At 47.4% G+C, this 26205-nt stretch carries 22 protein-coding genes; 6 read left to right on the forward strand and 16 right to left on the reverse strand.

What is annotated here, in order from left to right:
• Positions 1-121: 121 nt before the first annotated feature.
• The gene (locus tag DW931_RS03945; protein WP_118467187.1) at positions 122-1030 is read left to right on the forward strand and encodes an AraC family transcriptional regulator; all 909 of its coding nucleotides are present in this window, start codon (positions 122-124) and stop codon (positions 1028-1030) included.
• A 96-nt stretch (positions 1031-1126) separates the two neighbouring features.
• On the opposite strand, the gene proC is transcribed toward DW931_RS03945, so the two are convergent.
• The 13 genes from proC to DW931_RS04010 all read right to left on the reverse strand — a co-directional run bounded on the left by proC (position 1127) and on the right by DW931_RS04010 (position 19361).
• Positions 1127-1957: a pyrroline-5-carboxylate reductase gene (gene proC, locus DW931_RS03950; RefSeq protein ID WP_107001105.1), complete on the reverse strand. Its 831-nt coding sequence runs from the start codon at positions 1955-1957 to the stop codon at positions 1127-1129.
• 105 nt (positions 1958-2062) lie between these two features.
• The gene (locus DW931_RS03955; RefSeq protein ID WP_107001106.1) at positions 2063-2689 is read right to left on the reverse strand and encodes a GntR family transcriptional regulator; all 627 of its coding nucleotides are present in this window, start codon (positions 2687-2689) and stop codon (positions 2063-2065) included.
• 177 nt (positions 2690-2866) lie between these two features.
• On the reverse strand, positions 2867-3838 hold the full coding sequence (locus DW931_RS03960; RefSeq protein ID WP_107001107.1) for a hypothetical protein: 972 nt from the start codon (positions 3836-3838) through the stop codon (positions 2867-2869).
• 35 nt (positions 3839-3873) lie between these two features.
• Positions 3874-4932 carry a TRAP transporter substrate-binding protein gene (locus DW931_RS03965; RefSeq protein WP_182426606.1) on the reverse strand — a complete coding sequence of 353 codons (1059 nt, stop codon included), beginning with the start codon at positions 4930-4932 and terminating at the stop codon, positions 3874-3876.
• Positions 4933-4962: 30 nt separating this feature from the next.
• Positions 4963-6243, reverse strand: coding sequence for a TRAP transporter large permease (locus DW931_RS03970; RefSeq protein ID WP_118467183.1), 1281 nt, complete (start codon positions 6241-6243; stop codon positions 4963-4965).
• A gap of 16 nt (positions 6244-6259) precedes the next feature.
• The gene (locus DW931_RS03975; protein ID WP_118467181.1) at positions 6260-6769 is read right to left on the reverse strand and encodes a TRAP transporter small permease; all 510 of its coding nucleotides are present in this window, start codon (positions 6767-6769) and stop codon (positions 6260-6262) included.
• 68 nt (positions 6770-6837) lie between these two features.
• Positions 6838-7554, reverse strand: coding sequence for a hypothetical protein (locus tag DW931_RS03980; protein WP_107001111.1), 717 nt, complete (start codon positions 7552-7554; stop codon positions 6838-6840).
• A gap of 16 nt (positions 7555-7570) precedes the next feature.
• Complete coding sequence (locus DW931_RS03985; RefSeq protein WP_118467179.1) at positions 7571-8650, reverse strand: Gfo/Idh/MocA family oxidoreductase; 1080 nt, start codon at positions 8648-8650, stop codon at positions 7571-7573.
• A gap of 381 nt (positions 8651-9031) precedes the next feature.
• Positions 9032-11608, reverse strand: coding sequence for a transglycosylase domain-containing protein (locus tag DW931_RS03990; RefSeq protein ID WP_242995738.1), 2577 nt, complete (start codon positions 11606-11608; stop codon positions 9032-9034).
• 283 nt (positions 11609-11891) lie between these two features.
• Entirely contained in the window at positions 11892-14507 is a 2616-nt protein-coding gene (locus DW931_RS03995) for a cation-translocating P-type ATPase (protein WP_118467177.1), read from the reverse strand.
• Positions 14508-14724: 217 nt separating this feature from the next.
• Positions 14725-15687, reverse strand: a complete 963-nt coding sequence (locus DW931_RS16180; RefSeq protein ID WP_243015294.1) for a hypothetical protein — start codon at positions 15685-15687, stop codon at positions 14725-14727.
• 288 nt (positions 15688-15975) lie between these two features.
• Positions 15976-17928: an oleate hydratase gene (locus DW931_RS04005; RefSeq protein WP_118467757.1), complete on the reverse strand. Its 1953-nt coding sequence runs from the start codon at positions 17926-17928 to the stop codon at positions 15976-15978.
• 248 nt (positions 17929-18176) lie between these two features.
• The gene (locus tag DW931_RS04010; protein ID WP_347475372.1) at positions 18177-19361 is read right to left on the reverse strand and encodes an MFS transporter; all 1185 of its coding nucleotides are present in this window, start codon (positions 19359-19361) and stop codon (positions 18177-18179) included.
• Between the two features lie 111 nt (positions 19362-19472).
• On the opposite strand from DW931_RS04010, the gene DW931_RS04015 reads away from it, so the two are divergent.
• Positions 19473-20372, forward strand: coding sequence for an AraC family transcriptional regulator (locus DW931_RS04015; RefSeq protein WP_118467174.1), 900 nt, complete (start codon positions 19473-19475; stop codon positions 20370-20372).
• 44 nt (positions 20373-20416) lie between these two features.
• Here the strand turns inward: DW931_RS04015 and DW931_RS16455 are convergent, their stop codons facing one another.
• Positions 20417-20713 carry a hypothetical protein gene (locus DW931_RS16455; protein ID WP_347559428.1) on the reverse strand — a complete coding sequence of 99 codons (297 nt, stop codon included), beginning with the start codon at positions 20711-20713 and terminating at the stop codon, positions 20417-20419.
• On the opposite strand from DW931_RS16455, the gene DW931_RS04025 reads away from it, so the two are divergent.
• The 4 genes from DW931_RS04025 (at position 20649) to DW931_RS04040 (ending at position 22896) form a co-directional block, all read left to right on the forward strand.
• Positions 20649-21428, forward strand: coding sequence for a DUF134 domain-containing protein (locus DW931_RS04025; RefSeq protein WP_118523256.1), 780 nt, complete (start codon positions 20649-20651; stop codon positions 21426-21428). The genes DW931_RS16455 and DW931_RS04025 overlap by 65 nt on opposite strands.
• A 77-nt stretch (positions 21429-21505) precedes the next feature.
• Positions 21506-22033, forward strand: a complete 528-nt coding sequence (locus DW931_RS04030) for a rubredoxin-like domain-containing protein (protein ID WP_279220878.1) — start codon at positions 21506-21508, stop codon at positions 22031-22033.
• Between the two features lie 21 nt (positions 22034-22054).
• Positions 22055-22429, forward strand: a complete 375-nt coding sequence (locus DW931_RS04035) for a desulfoferrodoxin family protein (protein WP_117795958.1) — start codon at positions 22055-22057, stop codon at positions 22427-22429.
• Between the two features lie 182 nt (positions 22430-22611).
• Complete coding sequence (locus DW931_RS04040; protein ID WP_147352785.1) at positions 22612-22896, forward strand: ABC transporter ATP-binding protein; 285 nt, start codon at positions 22612-22614, stop codon at positions 22894-22896.
• Between the two features lie 50 nt (positions 22897-22946).
• Here DW931_RS04040 and DW931_RS04045 read toward each other — a convergent pair whose 3' ends face one another.
• The gene (locus DW931_RS04045; RefSeq protein WP_118467168.1) at positions 22947-23300 is read right to left on the reverse strand and encodes an Hpt domain-containing protein; all 354 of its coding nucleotides are present in this window, start codon (positions 23298-23300) and stop codon (positions 22947-22949) included.
• Between the two features lie 51 nt (positions 23301-23351).
• Entirely contained in the window at positions 23352-26180 is a 2829-nt protein-coding gene (locus tag DW931_RS04050; protein WP_118467166.1) for a transporter substrate-binding domain-containing protein, read from the reverse strand.
• Positions 26181-26205: the final 25 nt, after the last annotated feature.

A 26205-nucleotide genomic window follows, 5' to 3' on the forward strand; every position in this document is an offset into this window, starting at 1 on the left:
CCTGCTATAAATCTCTTTTCGTTTAAAAGTATAGCAATTCTTATGTGGAAATGGTACAATATCAATAACTAAAAATACCAAAATCTTAACATATTGAATTTTTATAGAAAGAAGGGATCCTTTGAAATCTACTTCCCAGTTACAGGAAATCAACCACTATCAAGATCAAGATTTTCCGGTCAATGTCTACTATTCTGATATTCATTCCATGCAGCCGCCGGGACGCTGGCTGCGCGACTTCCACTGGCATGATGAGCTGCAGTTTACCCTCGTACTAAGCGGAACATTGACAATGCAGGCAGATAATCTTTCTCTGCCCGGACAGGCTGGAGATCTGATTTTCGTCAACACCTCCTTGATTCATGCCGTCACACAGATGTCGGAAGACGGCTCCTATGCAAGCCTCAATTTTCCTTACCGCCTTCTTGCCTTTTTTCCTGGAAGCCGCATGGATCAGGACTACGTCCTGCCCTATACCGCCGGCGGGAAATTCTCCGCTTTCTCTATTCACCCGGAATCCGAATGGCAAAAAGAGTTGATCGGACTGCACAAAAAAATAACCGATTTATTTCTTTCCAATCAGGTTAAAGGCAATGAATATTCTATTTGCATTAAGATTGCCTCGATGTGGAATCTGTTGATTTCCAATTTTCACAGCAGTGGGAATTCTACCTCTATTAACCTCCTGCGCCAGCAGCGCCTACAATCCATTCTCCTGTTCATCTATGCACATTACGCAGATGATTTACAGCTCTCAGACCTGGCTGCATCAGCCAATATCAGCGTCGGAGAATGCTGCCGGATTTTTCAAAATATTCTTCACACAACTCCTTATGGATATTTAACTAATTACCGCATCCAGACCAGTGTTTCCCTCCTTCACCGCGATCTGCCCATCTCACAGATTGCCGGACTGGTCGGATACAACCAGGTCAGCAATTACATCGCCACATTCAAACGGATCATTGGCTGCACACCGGCACAGTACCGGAAACAGCACTTATCAAAACCAGATATCCCAAGCAGTTAATGGGAAACCGGTCGGCTTCTCTTCATCAGGGAAACCGACCGGCTGCTAAGGTGGTATAAAAATATAAAGGGGGGCTTTTTCAGGATGATGCAACGATTATTTTAATTTTCCAATTTCATCAAATCGTTTATAAGCATCGACAACTGCATTGATCACGCTGCTGCGGAATCCACGGTCTTCCAGTGTCTTCACACCGATCATCGCCGGACCAGCCGGAGAACACACATCATCTTTTAAATTCTCAAGATGCTTTTCGCTCTGTAAAAACAGCTGCACGGTTCCAAGGATTCCTTCCAGTGCATATCTTCTCGCCTGATAACGTAAAAGACCATTGTAAACGCCGCCGTCTGCCAGAGAATTAGCAAACATTGCGATAAACGCCGGGGATGTAGATGTTAATACTGTGCCTGCCACAAACTGGGAGGCCGGAAGGCTGTCAAATCCACCGGCTTCACGTAGAATATACCGGAATTCGTCCTCCTGTTCCTTCGTGTAGCTGTCGCCCTGTTCGATCAGGATAAAACCTTTTCCAATCAAGCAGGCTGTATTCGGGAGAATACGGATAACCGGAACATTCTTTCCTTCTAACTCTAATTCTTTCATATAGGTTGAAACCTCAACACCCGCTACAATCGAAACGATAATTTTTTCCTGCCCTTCTTCTGCACATGCCGCAAAGACCGGTTTCACCTCTTCCAGAACACTCTTTAAAAACTGCGGTTTTACACAGAACACAACATAATGAGCTGCCTTGATCGCTTCTCCATTGGTCTCAACAAAGTTGCATCCCAGCTCGTCCGCTAATTTCTGTCCTTTTTCTGTAACCACATCTGTAATCACAACTTCCGATGGATCAATTCCCTTGCAGGCTGCCGTTGCAAGAGCTGTACCCATAGTTCCACTTCCAATAAAAGCAATTTTTTTCATAGCTGGTCTCCTTTCAACTTAAAGTCCGAGTTAGTAATATACTTCAAATATATCTTATGTGGCTTATATTTCCCTTCGCCTTTCAGCGAAGGGAAGTTCCCGCTCTCAGCGGATAAATTTTTCTTTAAATGCCTGAACATGCGCTTTCTGAACCGATATCAATTTATCTACATCTCTCTCCTGAAGACAACGATAAATTTCCTCATGATGTCCAATATCCATATCATCAATCGAAGATAAATTAATCCGGTTTAAAAACAGAAGACGAATACTCAAATCCTGGTAATTATTCATCTCCCGCTCAAGAAACGGATTCCTAGTCATAGAAGAAATAATTCTATGAAATGCTCGATCCAAAAGAACTCTTTCTTCCGCATCTGTCTCCTCTCTCAGGACTTCCAGGCTGTCTTTCAGCCGCTTTAAATCTTCTTCCGTCCGATTCATAGCAGCAAGCTCTGATTCAAGTGGAGACAGAGCAAATCTCATCTGATAAATCGATTCCACTTCATATAAGGAAATCTCATTTACCATAATACATTGTCTCGGGACAATTTTCACAAAGTTTTCCCATGCCAGTCGATTCAGTGCCTCACGGATGGGAGTTCGTCCCATCCCCAGCTCTTCCATCAATTCAGCCTCTACTAATGTCTGTCCGGGGCGAAGTCTGGCTGTAATAATCATCATCTTAATCTTCTCGTATGCCACATCACTAACTCGCATTGTTTCCCTCATCTTTCTTGTAGAACAAATCTGTGATTTGCATCCAACTTCTTTTAGTCTACAGGAATGCTTATTTTTATAATAGCGCAAATAAGGATCAAATTCAATTAGACTTTTGTATATACCCCGTTTCTGATATAGTTACTGTTCACGCATACATGCCCAGTAACCTGATATGCCCTATTTTTTTTATAATTTTTCGACGCATCGCTTGTAATTTTCTTCCGCGTTGCCGCCCTTATGCCAGATATCCGCGATCGCTTCCGCGATTGGAAGCGGATCCGATTCATTGTACATAACATTTCGTCCCAGCAAGATTCCGCGGATATTGCTGCTGATTCCGATCTCTTTCGTGTACTCTTCTACAACCTCAATCGGCTCACTCTTTACCTCGTCTGGAACTACCAGCACCGGACAGGTGGTCGCCGCCGTCGGAACTGCATATTCATGATTCAGCGGAACTTCAATCCATTTGCCGGATGCACGGCAGCCAAGAGCGCCTACCACGCCGACTACCTTACACAGACTCTCTGAATCCGTCTTCATCGTAAACCCCGTTTCCGTCGTTTCTACATACAGCGCCTCGATAAAAATTGGAAGACCAGCTGACTCTGCTGCATTGACAGCTTCTGCACAGTACCGAACCGTATATTTGCTTCGCTCATCCATCGGATTCAGACGGATCATAAACTTTACACCGTCCATCCGAAGTTTCACTAGGCGATCGACTGTATAACAGGACGGCATATCGTCCATCTCCCATACCGTATTTTTCAAACCGCCCCGGTTCACAGTGCCAACCAGCATCTTCCCATCCAGAAACGCCTTTTCTCCACGTTCCCGCTGCAACTTATTGAGGATAAATAAATCTTCAATAATATCCGGTGTCGCCTCGATTCCATCAATCTGATCACTCTGCAGCATCCGCACCAGGCGGGATAAATACTCCCGCCTATTACTTAAACCAATCGGATTTCCTTTGTACTCATTGATCATTCTGGCATTGTGATCCGCTGCCGCAAATACCAGCTTATCATGCGGAAATCCCGGTTTTTTTCGCGCCGCCGCTTCCTGCTCAATAACCTCCGGAGAAAAGGCTTTTATCTTGTTTAATTCTTCAAAAATCTTGTCATTCAAAAAACTTTGATAATCAAATCCCATATACACCTTTGCCTTTCTCTGTCACTGAACACATTTTATTTTCCAAAATTAACGATTGCGTCAATTTTATCTCTTCCGCCTACTTTATCGCCCCACTGATCATATACGCTCTGGGCTGCCTCGATAAATGGTTCGCGATCCGGCTCTGTGATTTCGATGCCCTCTCCCTTTAACAGTTCCAAGCACTCATCCTCAGATGCTGTATAAAGTTCTCTCTCTTTATCGATCATTTCTTTGGTGCACTCATCGATAATCTGTTTGTGCTCGTCCGAAAGAGAATCATAGAAATTCTTAGCAACTACGCAGATACCTAAGTCGTTGGTCCATCCAACCATTGCCCAGTGCGGCGCTGCCTCATAAAACTTCTTGGAATAATAGTTTGTATTGGCCGCTTCTGCACCGTCAATAATGTTCTGCTGCAGCGCTGTGTATAATTCGCCGTATGCCATCGGCAGCGGGCTTGCGCCGAATGCGGTAAAGGAATCCAGCTGTACCTGATTTTCCATGGTCCGGATCTTGAGGTTCTTTAAATCCTCGATACTGTTGATCGTCTTCTGCGTTGTCATGATATGTCTGGTTCCCAAATCCAGGAAGCCCATCAGATGGAAGCCTTTCTCCTCACAGTCACCGCTATAGGACATTCCAATCTCGTCAGAGTCCAGAACGGAATACATATGTTCCTTATCTCTCCAGAGGAACGGAAGGCAGAATATATTAACAGATGGAACAAAGCTGGAGAACGGCGCTACCGACGTCATCGCCATCTCTACAGTGCCAAGCTGCATACCCTCAATGACATCTCGCTCGTTGCCAAGCTGGTTATCCGGATATACTTCTACTTTAATTTCGCCATTGGAGCGCTCTTCCACAATCTCTTTAAAATACTCCGCTGCTTTTACCGGAGGTTCGGTTGCTGCCTGTGATAAGGAAACCTTTACGGTCACCGCACCACCGGATGAACCGCCTGTATTAGCCGCTGCCTTTGCGGACTCTCCTGTGGAAGCGCTGCCGCCTCCTCCACATCCTGCCAGAGAACCAGCTGCCACCAGCATCGCCATCGTCATGCTTACAAACCGTTTCACATTTTTCTTCATAACAATAAATCCTCCTTTCATTTCATCTTTTTATCCCATTAACTGCGGCAGCCATAAATAGGTCTGCGGGAAATATGTAACAATAATCAGTACAACTAACATTGCAAGAATCGTAGGAATTACAAACGGGAATACCTCTCTTACACTCTTGCCGGTCAATCCACAGGCAACGAATAAAGTTGCTCCATAAGGCGGTGTTACGTATCCAATCGCCAGGTTGATGCAGACAATAACACCAAAGTGAATCGGGTCGATTCCATAAGCGGTTGCTACCGGGAATAAGATCGGCATTAAAACGATAATTGCAGAGAAACTTTCCATAAACATTCCAACTAAGAACAGCGCAATATTTAAGAAAATAAGGAATGCAGTCTTACTTGTGATGAATGTATTCATAACCTGGATTAAGAGCTGCGGCAGCTGTTTTGCTGTGATAAACCATGCAAAGATATAAGCGCAGCCTGTGATAATCATGATGCCAGCCGCCGTCTGCGCGGACTTAACAAAAATACCAGGTAAATCTTTCAATGTAATTTCTTTGTAAATAAACATACCTACCAGGAAGCCATAGACAACCGCCACAGCCGCTGCTTCAGTTGCAGAAAAGATACCGCTGATGATACCACCGATAATGATAATCGGAAGTCCTAAACCAGGAAGTGCAGAAAACATCGTTCTCCGTACTTCTTTCGGATCAAACTTGGTTGTCTGGATATATGCATCTCCGCCCCTGGAAGCGTGAATATAGGAGTAGACCATCAGTGCCACACCAATCATAACTCCAGGAATAGCGCCTCCGAGGAATAACTGACCAACAGATGCACCTGTGGAATATCCAATCAGAACCATTAAGATACTTGGCGGAATAATCGGTCCGATACTTCCTGCTGCTGAGAGCAGAACCGTTACGAAACTCATGTTATAGCCTTTTTCTTTAAATGCAGGCGTCATGATCGAACCGATTGCTGCTGTTCCAGCCGTTGCTGAACCGGAAATTGCCGCGAAAATCATGGATGCCAGTACGGCTACCATCGCCAGACTTCCTTTTACAAAGCCGATCGACGCACTTGCAAAATCTACAATCCGTTTGGACATACCGCCCTGATCCATCAGATTTCCTGCCAGCATGAACATCGGAATCGCCATGATCGGCCAGCTGTCAAGACCCGCAAACATTCTCTGTGGTACCAGAACCAATGGGAAATTTCCCTCAAGCATAATCGAAAGTGTCGTTCCCATTCCGAGTGCAACAAAAATAGGGGCTCCGATTAGAAACAGACACAAAATACAGATAAATAAAAATCCTAACATATCGCAGCCTCCTTTACTAATCTATAAATTCTCTCGGTTCTTCCGGTGCATTCTTGTTTTTTAAGCGTTCGATAAAGGTAAGGAGCTGTTCCATAATCATCAAAGCTCCACCGGTTGGGAATGCCGCGTAAATCAAAGCCATCGGAATCTGCATCGCCGGAGACGTCTGAGCCGTCGTAGACTGTACTACTTTGAACCCGAAATATGTCATAATACATAAGAAAACAATCGTTAAAAGATCTACAATCGCGGTCAAAATGCGTTTCGGCTTTTGCGGAAGTGCAGATGTCAGAACATCTACCTGAAGGTGAGAACGATTTCTCATCGCAATCGCCGATGCCATCAATACCAGCCATATCATCAGATATCTCGCTAATTCTTCGGTCCATCTAAGAGGACTCTGTATTACAAAACGGAAAAAAACCTGAATAATAACCGTAATTGTCATCGCAAGAAAAAGAACAACTACTACCGCATCATTTACATTTCGAATTATCTGGAGAAGTGGGTTCCCCTTTTCTTTCATAACGTATCCCCCTTTCCTGGATAGTTTTTACAAAGGCGGCAGCCTGTGAAACTGCCGCCGGTTTTTCATTAGATCTTTCTCTCCAAGCCGCGTTTCTCATAATAAGAATCCGGGATATCTTTCGGATCTTTGTACATAACCATCACACACTTACCGTCGCTGCCGATAGTCGGCACATCCATGATGAATAATGGCCATCCAAACCATTTGTACCAACCAAACTCCCACATGGTTGTACAGTTCAGGCAGTAGCACTGGAATCCTTCCTTATTATAAGCTCTTGGATCCGGTTTATCTAAAGTCTGTACCTTGTCTTGACATTCGGTTACCAGCCAGCCGCCGCTGTTACAACGCGGAAGTGTAAAGGTAATCTTCTCCTCATCCTCTTCCCAAATCTGATCGCCGTTATCATGAAGAGCAGACCATAATACTGCACGGTTCTCCAGGAAATCTTCCATTGGGAAATCTTTATATGTAGCCTGACCCGCTTTATATTTCTCCATCCAGTCCTGCAGACATGGCGGATAGCACCATAATGCATAGTCTTCCATACATTCAAAGATCGCCTCATCCGGTGCCCATTTCTTGAAATTGCGTAATGTCTGATTTACCCAGCGGACTGCGAAATGGTGAAATCCTGTCTTTTTCTCTACATTTAATTTGTGCAGCTCCAGCGCTTTTTCCATATCACCGGCTTTGATCGCTGCCTCTAATTTATCAATATTGCGAACCGCATAATCATTGCGAACCTTTTCCAACGTCTCTGTATACATCTTCTTTTCCATAATCTATACCTCCTTATTACCAAGCTGTCTTCTTTCCGTATTTTTCATCTTCCTGGATCGGGAAATGCACTTCTTTACCAAGGTCGCTCGACTGATAAATCGCACGGATAAATTCAAGTGTTCTTCTTCCCTCTACGCCGTCTACCATCGGCTCACGATCTTCTTTGATCGCATGGATGAAATCAGTAAGCTGTCTTCTGTGATTTTCGGTTGCCACATAGCCAGCACCCGTTGCTGTATCACCAGAGTCAACTTTTACCTTGGTCAGGTAATCATCCTCGTTCATGCCTTCTACTTTCCATTCTACGATCTCTTCTTCCACAATCTTGATCGTACCTTTTTCACCATGGATTTCGATGTGACGCGGATAACCCGGACGGACTGCACTACTACTTACCAGGCTTCCCAACGCCCCATTCTTAAATTTGAATATTGCGTTGGCTACGTCATCTACTTCAATATCCGGATGCAGGGTTGTCATATAATTACCAGTCAGTCTCTCTACATCGCCGACTAAATAAAGCATTAAGTCAATAAAATGAACGGTCTGGCTAATCAGGGAACCGCCGCCCTCACCTTTCCATGTACCTCTCCATGCACCGGAAGCATAGTATTCATCGCTTCGGAAGCATTTTCCAGAACAATCAACCGAAAGAAGTTTACCAAGCTTGCCTTCATCCAGCGCTTTCTTGATCAGCTGAGCCTGATCCATGAAACGGTACATAAAGATAACACCAAATTTAACGCCCGCTTCTTTACATGCTGCAATCATCCTGTCAGCTGCATTACAATCGACAGAAATTGGTTTCTCACACATTACGTGTTTGCCAGCCTTCGCACAGTCCACAACCATCTGCTCATGCAGGAATGGAGGTGTTACTACACAGACAGCATCGATATCATCTCGTTTCAGCATCTCTTTATAATCCGTGTAATAAGACGGAATATTGTACTCTTTGCTGAATTCCTTTGCCACATCCTCTTTCACGTCACAGAATGAAACAACCTCTGCTTCCGGGATATCCCGAAGTGCTCCTGCATTTAACGGACCTGCCATACCGCCGCCGATAATACCAAATCTGATTTTGTCGCCCATACTCTTTTTCCTTCCTTTCTTTTTTAATCTTTTATTAGTACATGCACTTTGTTTTCTTTAATATATCTCAGATATCTTACTGATATATTAGCACTTTATTTTTTCATTTTCAAGTCGTTTTCTGATTTTATTTGACGAACTTTAAATCGTATTGATCTTTTATCATGTTTTATTTCATTGTATTGTACATTTCCAATCCATTTTCCCCCATATTTCCCTTATTGCATAAACAATCGGTCAATTTTATTCTCATTCAAATATTCTTCCGCCATTGATTCCACATAAATCTTGAACAGATTTCATAGAACAATTCTTTTCTACAAAACAAAGAAGAGCCATTTAATGTCTCTGCATCAAATGACTCTTCTCATTTTCAATTCTTTACTGCCCAATCTCCGCCGCCGGACCCACTGCCGGTTCCTGCGCCGGACCGTGTCCTGGTCCGATGTCGCTGCCCGGTCCTGCCGGCACGATCGTCGTGCTAGATTCTGCCGGATCTTCAACTGTCTCGGCAGGTGTTTCCGGCACCACCGCCGGGGCTGAATACCGTTTTCCTGCCGTACCCGTCTTGTGGATCCGCTGCATCCGCTCTTTGATGGATTCGCTCTTGATCTGCTCGATCTTGGCGCTGGCGTCTTCTTTTAACTCCTTGCTGCTGCGGCCGGAATCGCCGCTCTTTGCAGACTCCAGAAGCTTCGCCGCCTCATCCGAGAGCAAATGATCCCTTCTGAAATTCGCCGCGGTATATCCGCTGGTTGTGATTTCAAATGCATCCGGATGACCTGCCAGATAGGTTCCTTCTCCGCGTCCATTGTCCGTCTCCGGGGTATCAAAGGACGCCGCCGGAAGCCCCTCTACCATCTTTTCCATCGCATTTTTCCAGATCTTCGCCGGATACGTGCCGCCGTACAGGCTGGAAAGTGTCTTCTGCTGGTCGTAGCCAACCCAGACCGTCATCGTATAATATGGCGTCATGCCGCAGAACCAGCCGTCACGGCTGCCGTTGGTCGTACCGGTCTTTCCGGCCGCCTCTATATTGCCGCTCCACCCCATCGACGCCGCCGTACCTTTTGTGACAACTCCCTTTAAAATATCGGTCATCAGCACGGCGCTGCTCTCCTGGTAAACCTGAACCGATTCATAATCTTCAAAAATATCTTCGCCCTGGTTATTGATCATCTTGATAATACAGGTCGGTTCGCGGTACTGTCCCCGGTCTGACAGCGCCGCATAAGCGCCCGCCATCTCCTCGGTCGTCATACCGGTGGTAAAGCCGCCCAGGGAGGTCGCCGGATAATAGTCCGCCGCTTGCACACTCGCGAAGCGCATCTGGGTTAAATATGCCATGCCGACATCCGGTGTGATATCATCATAGATATACCATGCCACACCATTTTTACTTCGCTCGACCGCATTTCGAAGCTCCAGCCTCTCGCCGGAAAGGGACTTCACATCCACGCCCTTCTGCTTCGCCGCGTCAATATCGATATTCGGAATCCTTGTTTCCGATGTGTAACCATTTTCCAGTGCCGGTGTATACACAATCAACGGTTTGATAGAACTTCCCGGCTGTCTCGGGCTCTGGAACGCACGGTTTAATGTGTAGGTATCCGTCTCCTGACTGCGTCCACCCACAATCGCCACGACGCGGTTCGTCTTGTTGTCAATAACGGTGGACGCGCCTTGCAGCTTGTAAACGCCGTTTTCGGATGTATTGCCATCAAAGGACAGAACTCCATCTAATGCATCCTGCAGGATCGTCTGCTTGTCCGGATCCAACGAGGTATAAAGGTTATAGCCGCCCGTATAGAGCGCATCGCGCTCCTGGTTGTACACCTCGTTGTAATTGGCATTGTACTCTTTGTAAGCCTCGTCGCTGCGGAATCCATACTGGAATTCAAAACCGTCACGGCGCATCAGATAGCGAATCGCACAGTCGATCGCATACGTCGTCTCATAGTTGTGCAGCGGCACTCTCTGACGGTTGACCGTGATCTCCTCCGCCTTTGCCTCTTTGCACGCTTTCTCCGTAATAAATCCCATACTCAGCATATCTTCCAGAATCTTATCGCGGCGTGTCAGCGCATTTTCCGGATGACGGTACGGGTTGTAATACGTCGGCGAGTTCGGAATCGCACACAAATATGCCGTCTGGCTCAAGGACAGTTCATCCGCATCCTTGCCAAAATAACCTCTTGCAGCCGCCTGAAGCCCGTAGTACGTGTTCGCGAAGCTGATATCATTGATATAGAACTCCATAATCTGCTCTTTGGTGTATTTCTTCGTCAGATCTAAGGAAATCAGCATCTCCTTGATCTTCCGCTCCATCGACACCTCGCGGGTCAGAAAACGGTTTCTCGCTAACTGCTGGGTGATCGTACTCGCGCCGTGCTTTTCTGCTCCCTCAGTCAAAAAGTAATTGATTGCGACACGGAAAATACCTTTTATATCAATGCCTGGATTTTCCCAGAACGTCCGATCCTCGATCGCCACAAATGCGTTGACTGCATTCTGCGGTATCTGGTCATACGTCAAATAACTGGAATCCTCGTCTCCCGTCAGCTTCGCCAGCACATTACCGTTGGAATCATAAATATAACTTGCCTCCTGCAAACGGAACGTATCCAGCGTACTGTTTTCCACCACTCCCTCTATCTGGCTTTTATAGTCCTCATAGAGCGGAATCAGCTTATATGCGCCAAATCCGGCACCGCCAATCACCAGCAGTACCAGACACACCAGAAGCGTCTTGAACATGGTTCCAAAGATCCTTGCCATCGCATGGAACACGATCTGCCCACCGCTCCGGCTGTTATTTTTGCCCGCTTTCTTTTGCTTGCCGACATCAATTTTCCCGCTTTTCTTTGCGGTGCCCCGCCTGCCCGAAGATCGTGCGGATGAAGCTGCCGGCTTCTTTCGAACGCCGGAGGCGTCCTCTCTCGTCTGTTTCTCCCTCATCTCTTCCCTCATCTTCCTATGTATCTATGGTTGCTTCCATTCTATTTTCATGCGGCACCTTAGACTTCAAAAATGCCTGTCTGCGGACAGCAACTTTTTATACTTTTCTGACAAAATCAGCTTGGACTCCCTTTTATTATAAGTTTTTTTGTCCAAAAGAACAAGCCTGTTTTCGAAATCTGCTCAATCTCCTGCCGCGTGTTACTGTTCGCGCATACGTGCCCAGTAACGGAATTTGCCGGGGCTTCAAAAATACCTATCTGTAAACTGCATTTTCGCTGTATCAACGCCGTTTCCGAAAAAGAAATGCTAAAAGTTCATGCACTAACAGCGGCGTGGCGGATAACAGGAGAAGCGCCAGCCACTCTGCCGGGTGCAGCCGCACCGTGTGAAGGAGTTTCATCAAAAAAGGAATCTCCGTCACCGCAACCTGCATCAGAATCCCCACAAGGAATGCCGCAAGCATCAGCGGATTTTTTCCAAGACTGCGTGAAAATGCCGAGCCCGTAAGCGAGCGCATGCCGACCGCATGAAAGAGCTCCGACAGCCCCAGAACGGTAAATGCATACGTCTGCGCCCGCAAAAGCTCCTGTCTGCTGAAAAATGCCCCCAGCGTGACTGCTGCAATCAGAGACCCGTAAAATACCATGCAGAACCACCCTCCTCCGGCAAACAGCGACTCGCCCGTCCGGCGCGGCGGCTGACGCATCAAGTTCTCCCGGTCGTTTCCATCCATGCCGAGTGCCAGCGCCGGAAGCGAATCCGTAATCAGATTGATCCAAAGGATGTGCCCGGCTCCCAGCGGCGCCGGTATTCCGATAGCAACGGCGGCAAACATGGTTAAAATCTCCCCCAGATTGGAGGAAAGCAGAAACAGTATAGATTTTCGTATATTTTCATAGATGCCGCGCCCTTCCTCAATTGCCCTCTCGATCGTCGCAAAATTATCATCCGTCAAAACCATATCCGCCGCCTGCCGCGCCACATCGGTGCCACTCTTTCCCATCGCGATCCCGATATCGGCTGATTTAAGCGCCGGCGCATCATTTACGCCGTCCCCGGTCATCGCCGTCACGCACCCGGCGCGTTTTAAAGCCCGCACAATCCGGACTTTATGTTCCGGCGACACCCGTGCAAAGACTGATACAGAACCGATTCGTTCCTCCAGAGCTCCCTCATCCAGCGTTTCCAGCTGCGCCCCCGTCATGCATTCTTCCCGCCGTTTGGCAATCCCCAGCTGCCTGGCGATCGCAAGCGCCGTGTCTGCATGATCTCCAGTGATCATGACCGTCCGCACAGATGCCCTGCGAAATGCCTCAACTGCCCCGGCTGCTGCCTCCCTCGGCGGATCCATCATGCCTGCCAGACCCAGAAATATCAGGTTCTGCTCCAGCTGTCCCACCTGTTTCTCCCTCTTTCCATCCGGCATTTTTCCTGTTTGAAGCTCCCTATACGCCCCCGCGAGTACTCGCAGGGCACGCGCGGACATACGCGTGATCTCCGCCTCAATCTCTGTCCGCCTCTCCCTGGTCAGCGGCACAATTTTGTCCTCTTCCATCTCATAACGACACCTTTTAAGAATCACATCCGGCGCCCCTTTTACACAAGAAATCCAGTTTTCTCCCTGCTCATGCACCGTCGTCATTCTCTTCCGATCCGAATCAAAGGGAATCTCCCCTTTCCGCGGATATCTCCGACGCAGATGCTCCGGAGAAACACCACAATTTTCACAAAATCCGTACAGCGCCCGCTCGGTGGCATCCCCCACCGTCTCCCCGGCATCGCTGCACAGCGCAAATACCTCCAGAAGCCGTTTTCCCACTTCTCTTTCCTTAGAGCGCGCCAATTCCTGTTCCGTATACTCCTGTCGATTTACATAACATGTCGTCACCGTCATCTCATTTTTCGTCAGCGTCCCCGTTTTATCTGAGCAGACCACGCTGACTGCCCCCAGTGTTTCCACGGACGGAAGACGGCGCACGATCGTGCCAGCCCGCGCCATTTTCGTCACTCCCAGCGCCAGCACAATCGTCACCGTCGTCGGAAGCCCCTCCGGCACGGCAGCTACCGCCAGGGAAATCGCAGTGAGCAGCATTTCCATCACGTCGCGCTTCTGCCAGACGGCGAGGGCAAATAATAAAACGCACAGCCCGATCGTAAGAATACTCAATAGTTTCCCCAGATCCGACAGCCTTTTTTGCAACGGTGTCTCCTCCTCCGGCGCCTCGCGGATCAGAGAGGCAATCCGCCCTACCTCCGTATTCATGCCGGTGGCGATGACAATTCCCTTTCCCCGCCCTGCCGTCACATAAGAAGTCATAAATGTCTCATTTTTACGCTCTGCCACCGGAAGCGCACCGGCGGCTAAAAAATGGCTGTTTTTCTCAACCGCCCGCGATTCGCCGGTCAGCGCTGATTCTTCTGCCCGCATTTCAGCTGTCTCGGTAAGACGCAGGTCGGCTGGAACCTGCCGCCCGGCATCGAGCACGACCAGATCCCCCGGCACCAGCTCCCGCGCGGCAATCTCCCGCCCTTTTCCTTCCCGGATCACAACCGCCTCCAGCTGCGTCATCCGTTTTAAGGATTCGAGCGCTTTCTCCGCCTTCCCCTCCTGAATCACGCCCACCGTGGCATTTAATACGACAACCGCCAGAATTACCCCCGCATCGCCGTACTCGCCCAAAAGCAGGGAGATCCCGGCTGCCGCAAACAACACAAAAATCAGGGAGTCGCAAAGCTGTGCCCCGATGCGCACAATCAGACTCCGCGGTGGTGCTTCCCGCAGCTCATTTTCCCCATAATGGCGCTGCCGCACCTCCACTTCCGCTGCCGATAAGCCTGTCCGCAAATCGACCGAAAACTCCCTGCACACCTCTTCCACCGTCCGGTTCTCATACATGCGCATTTCCCCCTTTTTCTGTCCCTGTTCTGTACTTTTCACAGACTGCATTTATTCATATGCGGAAAATAGGGGGGATTAGAACTGAATGGTTAGAATAAAGAAATGGAAAGCATAGTCCTGTTTGATGCTCAAATGGCATCGGAACTCTTATTGTTTCGATGCCATTCTATAAATTCTGTGATTTAATTTTATCGTTCTGTTTCTGTCACATACCTTACACCTGTGGTTCCGGCTCCTGCGTCTGCGCGGCCGGTTTGCGCTCCATCGGCATATAACCTTCTTTCTTCCGCTGTATCGGCTGTACAGTCACCGTTGCTGCCGTATCCCGGAACGCCGGGAGGCTGCCTGTCTCCATGTAAGCGCGGAACGGAAGTTCGCCCTGCACTGGGTCTTTCACGGCCTCATTTTTCTCCACTTCTGGCCGTTCTCCTCTGCGCGATGGACGGCGCTCAAACCGCTCCCGCCTTCCAGAAGCCGGGCGGTCTTCCCGTTTCTCATTTTCCGGCACCGCGCGGTTTCCGCTACGTCTGTCCGCTGCTCTCTCGGCTCCCGAAACACGCGCTGCCCTCTCTCTCTCTGAGCAAGCTCTTTCTCTGCCCTGCGTGCGCTCAGTATTCCCCTCAGCAGCACGATCCGCTGTACGGTTCCGATAGCTTCTCTCCGATCGTTCCGGTCTGTCACTGCCAGACGGACGTTCTTGTGCGCTGCGCTCCTGTTCCGGCTTTTCGGCTTTTTCCGGTGTTTCCAGACGTGTTCCCCTATTCGGACCACTTACGCCTCTTGGCGCCTGTGTCCGCTCCGAAAGAGGTCGAACCTGCATCTTATTTTTCTTTTCCTTCTCCCGGAAGCTTTTAAGTACGATCGCCGCCGAATACTGGTACGCATAGATACAGCTTTTCATCAGTTCCTGCTCTTCCTCCGTCTTGCAGGAACTCAAGAGCATCTCTTCCTCTTCTTTTTCCAGATATGCCTCTCCGTTCGTATCGCGTTCCTTTACCGGCTTGTAGATCCGGTATTTCTTGTAATACGGCGGACATGGAAACTGCTTATTCTTAACCGGTTCCGGTACAATCCGCAGTTTGTAGGTATCGGACATGCGCGCCAGAACATTATGTATTTTCTCACAATTCTCTCTCGTATTTGTCTCCCGCGCCGGGATACAAAGTAAATAATCCATCTATTTTCCCTCACATCTATCAAACGATCCTTTTCAAAATCGTTTTCTTCTCAAATTTTCTACATTTACGCCAATCTTTATTGTATCATGTCAGAGAAAAACGGGCAAGTGAAAAAGAATGTGCCTCACGACAATTTCCTGTTACACAAAAAAGGCTGCCACACGAATGCCAAACGAACGTTTTCCGTCCGGGGCCTTCTGTTTGTGACAGCCTGTTTTCCTTTATCTAACGCAGCCATATTTACCTGCGTGTTACTGTGAACAGTAACACCTGCGTTCCTCAGTCTCTTACACCATCCAGTCTTTCAGCACGCCGTGATCGCGCAGCAGCTTTCCAATCACCGTCTTGTCAATCTTCCGGAGAATCGGCTTTTTGAGTGCTTCAAACGGCATCGGCAGCTTCATTTCCAGCGGCGATCTGCCGTCCATCAGCTTGACCGTGCTGTCCAGAAGCTCGCGGATATCGTAGACACTTCCCCATACCTCCGGTACGCCGCGGTCTACGCCGCACAAGCCATACACCGCTTCCATCGCGGTGCGGACGGAATACTCGGTCGTGAAAATAGTATCACGCGGGGTCTCCGCAAACTGCCCCAGAAATGCCGCATTGACACATCCATCCGGGATAACGTCCGGGCGGTCTCCGGCACGCCGCGGCATAAAGAATGCTGTAATATACGGCATCATCGTCGGCGTACAGTTCGCATGGTTCTCAGCCAGTTCCTCGATCTGATCCTCCGGGATTCCGAGATGGTACAGCCATTCTTCTGTGATCTCCTTGCCCGTGCAGGCGCGCATCGGCTTCTTCACATAATCGCCCGGTACATCCGTAAATAAACTGTATACCCAGACGCAGATCTCGTCCTTATCCTGCGCTTTGAACTGTCCCTGACGGTTGATCGTCCAGCTGAGCAGCCAGCTTGAATCACGGCAGCTCACGATACCGCCTGTTACGACGCGTCCACTTCTCGGATCCCTGCGGCAAATCTTGCGGATCTGGGAAATGATTGTCTCATCCGAAGTCGTGACCGTCGCAGACTCCCAGTTCGTCTTCTGGATATCCGAGCAGAATTTCTCCGGATGTCCAAATGCCGGATCCTGCGCAGCAATCTGACGCCACAGACTCCAGCAGCCGCTGGTACGCACTTCCGCACCTTCTACCGGTGCCTGATTCTGGTCACCGTAGATCGTTCCCTCAGTACAGCTTCCGTTCGTAATAAAGACAAAATCATCCTCAGTCAACGCGATTTCCTTCTTCTCGCCGCCCTTCACGTACTCGATCGCCTTCGCAACCTTTTTCTCACCCTGGATGTCAAACCGCACATTCGTAACCTCGGTGCCAAACTGGATCTGGACGCCTGCCGTCTCCAGATATTTCTGCATCGGCAGAATCAGCGACTCATACTGGTTGTAACGCGTAAATTTAAGTGCCGAGAAATCCGGAAGTCCGCCAATGTGGTGGATAAAACGCTGAAAATAGCGTTTCATCTCTAATGCACTGTGCCAATTTTCAAACGCAAACATTGTTCTCCAGTACAGCCAGAAATCCGAATCAAACACCTCATTATCAAACACATCCTCAATGGATTTGTCATACAGATCCTCATCCTTCGTGAAGAACAGCTTCATGATCTCCATGCTGCCTTTCTGGCTCAAGCGGAATTTGCCGTCCGTGTGTGCATCCTCGCCTCGGTTGACCGTCGCACGGCAGAGCGAGTAGTTCGGATCGTGTTTATTCAGCCAGTAATATTCATCGAGAACTGATGCCCCCGGCACCTCCAGGGACGGGATGCTGCGGAACAGATCCCACAGGCACTCAAAATGATCCTCCATCTCGCGGCCGCCGCGCATCACATATCCACGGGTCGGATCCTGAATACCGTCACATGCACCACCTGCTACCTCCATCGCCTCCAGAATATGGATATTTTCTCCCGGCATCTGTGCGTCTCTCACTAGAAAACACGCCGCCGCCAGAGAAGCCAATCCACTTCCGACGATATAAGCCGATTTGCCCTCGATTCCCGCCGGTTTCTCCGGACGTGCAAATGCCTCATAATTTCCCTTTGAATAATAAATTCCCTTGCTGTTTTTCTCCTGGCTGCCGCGTTCCGTATTCCGGTAATCCGAAGCCGACTTAACCACTTTTCCTGCCTTTTTCCGCTTCGACGCCGCTGCCGCCAGCCCCGCTCCAACTGCCAGTGCCGATACCGCACCCGCTTTCCATGCTTTCTTATTCATGTCCTGATCGCCCCTGCCTTTCTTCAACTTTCAAACCACTTCTTTTTTACATTACCCCGATATCTAGTTTTTAATACTATCTAATAATGATTTGATAGTAAAACTTTTTTGAAGAAAAGTCAAGGGCATCATCTTCTGGCACTTCCCGCTTGCCTTTGGTCATTCCATTTTCTTACTACCTTTTGTACTGACTTTTCATGAGCTTTGGCTTTATACTTCTTGGCTTTGAATTGATTGTAAAAAAGCTTTCATTTATTATTTTTTTGCCTTGCAAAAATAAAAAGCACGATTAATAAAATAACCGGGAACAATAGCCCAACTCCCATACCTGCACGAATATTGTCTCCTGCACTTTGTGTAACACGTCCAACAATCCCCGGACCTATGCTTCCACCCAGGTCCCCCGCCATAGCAAGCAAAGCAAACATAGCCGTTCCACCTGCCGGAAATCTTTCTGATGAAATACTGATTGTGCCGGGCCACATAATCCCAACAGAAAAGCCACAGATAATACATCCAATCAAACCTGATATCGGATTCAACGATACAGAAGCAAGCAGGTAGCATATCACACATAAAATTCCAGATCCGATCATAAATTTCATCAGATCCATTTTATCACCATATTTTCCGAAAATTATACGACTGATCCCCATTGTAACAGCAAACATGCAGGGACCGGCCAGGTCACCAACTGTCTTTGACAGCCCCAGAGCAGCTTCCGCATAAGCAGATGCCCATTGTGCCATAGCCAGTTCTGATGCACCGGAGCAAATCATCAAGCATATGGAAAGCCAGAAAAGAGGTTTTCGAAACAGTTCTTTTATTCCCATTCCTTCCCCCTCATCTACCAAATGCTCGATCGGACAGGTTGCAAAATTATAGATATTTATGGCCGGAACAAGCGCCCATAAGACAGCCAGCCATTTCCAGCTGTCCATGCCAAACACCGCAAAAAACAGTGTAGAGATCACAATCGTTCCCACTGCTCCCCAACAATAAAAAGAGTGAAGCAGACTCATCGTTGCCTCTTTGTTATCAAATGGACACGCCTCCACGATCGGGCTGCAAAGCACTTCAATCAGACCACTTCCGACTGCATATACAATCACACTCAGGATAATTCCAACAAGCGGTTCCGGCAAAAGCTCTGGCAAAAAAGCCAGACCAACCAATCCTGCTGCGGAACATACCTCAGAAGTAACAATACAGATGCGATACCCTATTTTGTCCACAAACTTTGCACAAAACAGGTCTACCAACAACTGTGTAAGGAAAAAGCAGGTAGAAATCAATGCGATTTTTCCAAGTGCAATCTGATAATCATTATGAAATTTCAAAAATAACAATGGGGCAAAATTAGCTGCAATTGCCTGTGTAATAAATCCCATATAACAGGCTATTTTTGTTTTCCGGTAATTTGGCATGGCCATCACTCCTCGTTTTTTATTGAATTATATAACATAACATCTTTATTTTCATTGATTTATTTCCGAAATTTATTGTATAATATCGTAAAGTATGTTTCAAAGAGTGGGGTTTCTATGAATATAAATACAACCTATACCAAAATCATTACAGGTGAAGATTTGATGGAGACAGCTCAGCACGGAAGCACTCTCTATCCTTTCCAGTTTTATTATGAAGATCTGTCCGTTTTCGATTTCAACTGTATCGAATGGCACTGGCATACTGAATTGGAGTTTATTTATATTGAATCCGGAACCGTTACTTTGTGGATTGGAGAAGACCAATTTCATTTAACCGAAGGAAATGGCGTATTCATTAATACAAAGGTACTCCATCGCCTTTATTCTCCCTCAAAAGCCCTCATTCCCAATTTTGTATTTATGCCTTCTTTTATTGCCCCTTGCGACAGCCTGATTTATCAGAAATATATTCTGCCGATCATTTCTTCCTCATTGCCATTTCTCGTATTTCATAAAAAAGTATGCTGGCAAGCAAAGGTTTTATCTATCATGCGGCAAATTATTTCTGCACAGGATTCCGTTTTATCCAAAGAACTCCTTACCAGTTCTCTCCTTCAGAATCTCTGGCTGGAAATATTTGAAAACACAGACATTTCATATCAGGAAGAACACAAGGATCATTCAACCGCTTCTCAAGCCCGGTTACAGCTCATGCTGCAATTTATCCATCTAAATTACTCACGGAGTATCTCATTGGATGACATTGCAGAACAGGCAATGGTCAGTAAAAGTACCGCTTTGAATCTGTTTCGGAAATATTTACATATAACGCCGGTTAACTATCTCATTAACTACCGTTTAAAACAGGCCGGTCAGTTGCTTTCAAAAACCGAGAAAAAAGTCAGTCTCATTTCTTCTGAGACAGGTTTTCATAACGTTGACTATTTTTGCAGATTATTCAAAAAACGCTACCAATTAACCCCAACGGAATACCGGAAACAGAAAAGCCGCTGATTGGGACGGCGCTGCATTTCCGGCTGCCATCCGCGGGATTCTGGTCAATGCCTCCCACAACGCGGTGAGGAAGATAGGGTGTCAAGTGCGTGTTTGACCACTTTCTCTGTTTCATCCAGCGTCCAGTCGTGCATGGTCCCTGCCTTGCCGAAACTCATGCAGCCGACACACAGCTCGGAGATAAGCATTACAGCGGCTTTTAAAAAATCTGTATTGATTTTTCTGCGTGAGATGTTATAATCGGTATATACCGAAAACAAAAGGAGGAAATCGTCCATGCCAAGACCGCCACGGTGCCGCCGGATTTGTGGCGCACCACAAATTGATACCTTCTGCCCCAATGGGTGCGAGAATACCAAGCCGATCCTGCTGACGCTGGACGAATACGAGGTCATTCGTCTGGTTGACTTGGAGCAGCAAACCCACGAACAGTGTGCCGCGCAAATGGACATTTCACGCTCTACCGTGCAGGAGATTTACGAAGTCGCACGGCGCAAGATCGCAGCGTGTCTTGTCCACGGGAAACCGCTGCACATCACCGGGGGAAACTACCGCATCTGCGGAGGACAGGAGGCAGCCCACTGCGGCCGTTGGTGCCGGATGCAGAGAGCCAACACAGAAAAATCCAACAAAAAATGCAAAGGAGATTCCATTATGAAAATTGCAGTTACCTATGAAAACGGTCAAATTTTTCAGCATTTCGGCCATACCGAACAGTTCAAGCTTTATGAAGCTACAGACGGCAAAATCACTCATGCGGAAGTTGTTGATACCAACGGCAGCGGTCACGGCGCACTGGCAGGCTTCCTGATGCAGAACGGCGTGGACACTTTGATTTGCGGGGGCATCGGCGGCGGTGCCCAGGCAGCTCTGGCCGAAGCGGGCATCAAGCTCTACGGCGGTGTCAGTGGGGACGCTGACGCAGCAGTGAGCGCATTGCTCAGCGGAAATCTGGGCTATGACCCCAATGTTCATTGTGATCACCATGACCATGAGCACGGCGAGTCTGGTCACACCTGCGGTAACCACGGCTGCGGCAAGCATAGCTGCCATTGATATGGAACGAACACTGACACAGCTTCCGTTCTGGTCATCCTTGACCGAACACGAAATGGAAACGCTTTTCTGATGTGATGTGGGCGATGCAGCAGATCATGTTCAAGGGATTGGATCGGCGGCTGGCAGAGTTTCTCCTTGCCGAAGCGGAACGTACTGACTCCGACACGATACACATGACCCATGAGCAGATCGCGGCGTTGTTCCTTAAAACCGCTGACAACGAAAAGGAACATGCTAAGCTGTGGTTCAAAGAACTGAACGGCATTGGCGATACCTCTGAAAATCTTCTCTCTGCCGCTGAGGGCGAGAACTACGAGTGGACGGATATGTACGACGGCTTTGCCAAAACCGCCGATGAAGAAGGCTTTCATGAACTGGCGCAGCGCTTCCGTCTGGTTGCCGCTATTGAAAAGCACCATGAGGAGCGCTACCGTGCCCTGCTGCACAATGTGGAGATGGCGGAGGTCTTTGCAAAGAGTGAGGTCAAGGTATGGGAGTGCCGCAACTGCGGCCACATTGTGATCGGTGAGAAAGCGCCGGAAGTCTGCCCTGCCTGCAATCATCCCCAGAGCTATTTTGAGATCCACGCGGAAAATTATTAAAGAAAGAAAAGGAGAATCATCATGGAGCAGAAGTTTTACATTTGCAAGCATTGCGGTAACATCATTGCCAAGGTCAAGGACACGGGCGTTCCCGTCATCTGCTGCGGCGAGCCGATGAGCGAGATCGTTCCCGGCACCACCGACGCCGCCGTGGAGAAGCATGTTCCCGTCTGGACGGTAGAAAACGGCATCGTCCATGTCAAGGTCGGCTCCTTGGAGCATCCTATGCTGCCGGAGCACTACATCGAATGGGTATCTCTCCAGACCAAGCAAGGCAATCAGCGCAAGGAACTGCATCCCGGCGAAAATCCGGAGGTCTGCTTCGCTCTCTGCGAGGGCGATGAAGTCGAAGCGGTCTACGCTTATTGCAACCTCCATAGTCTGTGGAAAGCGTGATTCATCTTTCAAAAATCTGTTGCCATTTCTCAACCCCTATCGCGGCAAGTGTGTATTCATCCTACTTGTCACGCTGGCGAATGCGGCAGGCGCTTTGCTGATCCCTACCATCACCGCCGACAAGATCAACATTGCCGTGGAGGGCAGACACATGGATTGCGATCCTCGGCGGTGGGATGCTTATGAAAGGCAGCCTGACCCCCGGCACGTTCCAGGCCTTTTTCCAGTACATGAACATGTCCAGCGAACCGATCACAGAGCTTTCCTATATGACAAACTCTCTGCAATCGGCGCTGGCCTCCATGGAGCGGGTATATGAGCTGCTGGATGAGCCGGAGATGGAAGCAGAGCCGGAAGCACCGAAGCGAATCGGCCATGCGCTGGGAGCGGTGGAGTTTTCCCACGTTCGCTTTGGCCAATTATTGGTGAATCGACATTTTGTTTCCTTTATCCACTCATTTTTATGATGTTCCAAGCACTTGATTCAAGGCAGAAAGTCATGTCGCATTACTTAATACTACAGCCCCTTCTTTATTTCTTCAATTGTCATCTCATATACTTCTGTTACTTTTTCCATTGCTTCCGATATCCCCGGCTGCTCTCCGGTTCCATCTCTCAAAAGTTCTATCAACTCATGACTAACCTCATACAGACGGTCAAAAGAAAGATTCTGACACACCCCTTTCAGTGTGTGTGCACCGCGGAAAGCATCTTCATAATTTTTATTTTCCAATGCCTGTTTTAACTGTATATAACTCTGATCTTCAAGGAACTTTAATGCAAATCTCCGAATCAGTGCTTCGCTGTGAAGGCGTCCCAAGACAGCTTCATAGTTTCCTCCAATAGCTTCGTAACACTCTTGCATTGTCATATTTTAGTCCTCCTGTCAATTGTATTCCACTAATTCATGAACCTCTGCGAATCAATTATATACATACCTTAAAATCGTTTTTATAACTTCATCAATCACAATCGGCTTTGACAAATGTGCGTTCATTCCTGCATCCAGTGATGCCTGAACATCTTCTGCAAATGAATTAGCTGTCATTGCTATAATAGGAATGTTTTTTCCATCCGGTCTGTCATTCATTGCCCTGATTGCTTTTGCTGCTTCATAACCATTCATTTCATGCATCATGATATCCATCAGGATTACATCAAATGTGCCTTCCGGATGATTTCTGAAAATCTCAACAGCATTCTTTCCATCCACAGCTCTTTCTACATTCATCCCGAACTCTTCCAACTGCACGGTAGCAATCTCTGCATTCAGTTCATTATCCTCTACAAGAAGGACATTCACACCTGTAAGATTTACCTTTTCAGAAAAACCTGTGTCTGACTTATTACATTCCTTATCTGTAATTTCCAAAGGAATATCCACAGTAAATGTGGTTCCCTCATGCTTTTTACTCTGCACGGAAATAGTTCCACCCATCATATCTACATACTTCTTTACGATAGCCATCCCCAGTCCAACTCCATGGTACTGCGTTCTCACATCGGAATCTTCCTGCGCAAATTCCTCAAAAACTTCTTTTGTAAATTCCTCACTCATGCCAATACCAGTATCCGAAATGCGATAACGCATATTTATATATCCATCCCCGCCCTTTTCCTGACACCGGGCTTCAAATGTAATCGTCCCTCCATCCGGAGTGAATTTTACGGCATTGCTCAGAATATTGACCAGCACATCACGCAGGCGTGCAGGATCCGCAAGCACATTTGGAATCTTTGCTTCTTCACGCCGAATCTTAAAGTTGATATCCCTGTTCGTAAGAAAACCTTTTGTAATATCCAATGCAGAATCTGTAATGTTTTTCACATCCGCCGGTACCGGATTGTAATTCACTTTTCCACTTTCGATGCGGGTCAGATCTAATATATCATTGATCAGCGACAGTAAATGCTCTGAGCTTTCGTCAATCTTTTCCAGACAATTTTTCACTTCGTCTGACGGATTATTTTTCATTGCAATACCGGTAAATCCTATGATTGCATTCATCGGTGTCCTCATATCATGGGACATATGTGACAGAAATGCTGTTTTTGCCTTGTTTGCAGCCTGTGCCTGCTCTGCCAGTTCCGCCATTTCCTCAGCTTTCTCCTGGGCCGCCTTCTGAGCTTTTTTTCTTGCACTGAGACGCACCATTGTCACAGCCATAGCAGTCAGCAGCCATCCAAAAATAAGAAGAACCAAAACAGTAACAACAGGATGCAGACGGATCCAGTCAACAAATGTCAGCTCTGTTGCTTTGTATGTGGTATACTGTGCTGCAAGATCTTCAACAAGATTTTGGGGCATGGCATACATTGCTTTCGTCAGAATACCAGCCAGCGCATGGTTCTCAGTTGATGAAATTACCATGCGGTAGGTGAATGTAGGCTGTTCCAGCAGAGTATATGTCATGGTGCCTGTAGTGTCACTGTTCACAAACGCCTGTGCCATGTAATAGTAGACGAAGGCAGCATCTGCTTTACCCTTACGGACAGCTTCCATCATTTCCTGTCGGGTACTGCACATCAGTTTTTCTGCACCGGGTGCCATTGCATCTTCAATTGAATTTGATACTGTCTGGTCAACAGTAGTAACAACATTAATTTTCCCATCAAAGTCACGCCGTGTCACCCTTGCCAGCTGCATCGTAATGAAAGGTGCAGTAATCCCCCATTTTTTCGTCTCAGCATAGTTATCTGTTTCCAGGCGTGCATCGATGCTCATATCTGTGGTTTCCTTATTTTTCTGATAAGCAATATACTCATCTCTGGTGACAGGTGTAAGAAACTCATAGGAAATCCCGGCATAGTCTGCAATTTTCCGGAAGTAATCCGGGATAATACCCTTCATCTCACCATTTTCATTATAAGAATATGGATAACGGGTCGGATCACACAGAACATGAAGCGGGTTGTCCTTGGAATACTGTGAAATAATACTTTTTTCTTTCTCCGTATATTCCAGATTCTTAGTTTCTATGCTTTCATAATTTTTATTGTAAAGCGTCGTTTTCCAGTCACCCTCAACCGCATTCATCTGATCGATCGCATAATTGATCTCATTCAGCAATTCTGTATTGCCCTTTTTAACAATGACATAGAAATCGCTGCTGCCAAATTTCTCCACGATTCGCTCATTGTTTGTTTTTCTCAGAGAACTGGTAACAATCGCATCAACTTTTTCGCTCTGAAGGGCTTCATCCATTTCTGTGGTCGTATCAAAATAAGATGGAACATATGTAAATCCTTTGTTGTCTGCAAAATCCGCAAACTCTTCATTCCGGGTGTTTCCGTTCAAAAGCGCCACACGCATACCGTTGTAAGTGCTGTAATTGCCGTCCACAATCGTGCTGTTGTCACTGCGGACGGTCAGCATCCCATAATTGGTTCCGATTGGACGTGAAAAATCAAACTTTTCTTCTCTGTCCGGTGTTTTGCGGGCAGATGTTACCATGTCAATCTCGCCATCTTCAAGCATCTGCTGCATATCATCCCAGCTCTTATCATATCCGACATATTCGTAATCTACATCCCAATAACGGGCCATCAGCCGAAGAAAATCATAGCCATACCCGCTGCGGTTGCCTTCTTCATCCATCACATGATAACCATCCATGGCAAAGAAACCGACTTTGACAGTTTCATGCTGCGAACTGTCCTCGGCTGCATATGCGGTCTGGGGAGAAAATATCATACACACGCATACAAAAGCCAGTAACACTGCCACATATTTCTTTGCTCTCGAAATCATATTAAATCTCCTTGTCAACCTCCTG

This window comes from Clostridium sp. AM43-3BH, assembly GCF_003479985.1.
GTDB lineage: Bacteria > Bacillota > Clostridia > Lachnospirales > Lachnospiraceae > Otoolea > Otoolea fessa.